Genomic DNA, 1576 nt, shown 5'->3' with positions numbered 1-1576 from the left:
TATACGACCTGGCCTTAGCGGCCGCGGTGTTGTCGGCGCAGCGGAAGACGCCGTGGCGACAGCTGGAGGCGGTCGTGGTACTGGGCGAGTTGGCTCTGGACGGACGGGTTCGGCCGGTGCGCGGGGTATTGCCGGCGGTGCTGGCGGCCAAAGGTGAGGGCTGGAAAGCCGCGGTGGTTCCGGTGGAAAACCTGCCCGAAGCCAGCTTGGTCGACGGCATCGAGGTGTGGGGCGTGCGCACGCTGGCGCAGCTACAGGCCTGGCTCAGCGGGGCGGCGCAGCTAGACGAGCGGATCAGCGGAGTAGTCCCGGAGGCTGAGCCGTCGGCGGATCTGGCCGACGTAGTGGGGCAGACCCAGGCCCGCTTCGCCGTCGAGGTGGCCGCTGCCGGGGCGCATCACCTGATGCTCACCGGTCCGCCGGGTGTTGGGAAAACAATGCTGGCACAACGTCTTCCGGGGCTGCTGCCGTCACTATCGGACGGCGAGTCGTTGGAGGTCACCGCTATTCACTCGGTTGCCGGCCTGCTGTCGGACGCCACGCCGCTGATTACCCGGCCGCCGTTCGTTGCGCCGCATCACAGCTCCAGCGTTGCGGCGTTGGTCGGCGGCGGATCGGGAATGGCGCGGCCCGGCGCCGTCAGCCGGGCGCATCGCGGGGTGCTGTTCCTCGACGAATGCGCCGAGATCAGTGTGAGCGTTTTGGAGGCGTTGCGAACGCCGTTGGAGGACGGCGAGATTCGCCTTGCCCGCCGAGATGGGGTGGCGTGTTATCCGGCTCGTTTTCAACTGGTTATGGCCGCTAATACGTGTCCTTGCGCCCCGGCGGATCCGCGTGACTGCATCTGCGCGGCAGCTGTCAAACGCCGCTATCTGGGCCGGTTGTCCGGGCCGCTGTTGGACCGCGTCGACTTGCGGGTTGAGATGCATCCGGTGCGGATGAGCGCGTTCACGACCACCGAGGCCGAGTCAACGGCCCAGGTCCGGAACAGGGTGGCATCGGCCCGTGACGCGGCGATGCAGCGTTGGCGTCCACACGGATTCCGCACCAACGCCGAGGTCAGCGGAACACTGCTGCGGCGCCGGTTCCGGCTTGGTAGTGCGGCGATGCAGCCGCTGCGCAGCGCGCTGGAACGTGGTCTGTTGAGCATCCGCGGCGTTGACCGGACATTGCGAGTCGCTTGGACATTGGCCGATCTGGCCGGCCGAACCGAACCCGGGCGCGATGAGGTGGCCGTTGCATTGAGCTTTCGCCAACCCGGAGCCTCGCGATGACCGACCTGACGTCGCGAGCATGGGCCTACTTGTCTCGGGCGGTCGAACCACCCTGCGCTGAGCTGGCTGTCCTGGTGGATCACGTCGGGCCGGTAGAAGCGGCCGAACGGGTTCGACGGGGTCAGGTCGATGACAACCTGGCCCATCACACCGAAGCGAGGCGCGAAATCGACCGGGCCACAGACGATCTCGAGTTGCTTGCGCGCCGCGGTGGTCGGCTGATCACGCCCGACGACGCCGAGTGGCCAACGCTGGCGTTCGCCGCGTTGAGCAGCGTCGCGGTCGCGGCCAAGCCGCGGGGC

At 68.1% G+C, this 1576-nt stretch carries 1 protein-coding gene and 1 pseudogene; both read left to right on the top strand.

The window, feature by feature from the left end; translation table 11 throughout:
- Positions 1-1274, top strand: a 1274-nt coding sequence (locus tag WAN71_RS11485) for a YifB family Mg chelatase-like AAA ATPase (RefSeq protein WP_422225443.1), incomplete at its 5' end; no start/stop codon positions are given.
- A pseudogene (locus WAN71_RS11480) lies at positions 1271-1576 on the top strand (DNA processing protein DprA); the annotation flags it as partial. The gene WAN71_RS11485 and the pseudogene WAN71_RS11480, both read left to right, overlap by 4 nt.

Source organism: Mycobacterium sp. (assembly GCF_049280035.1).
Classification (GTDB): Bacteria; Actinomycetota; Actinomycetes; order Mycobacteriales; family Mycobacteriaceae; genus Mycobacterium.
The sequence above is the reverse complement of the archived record's forward strand: the minus strand, read 5'-3'. Positions and strand labels throughout refer to the sequence as shown.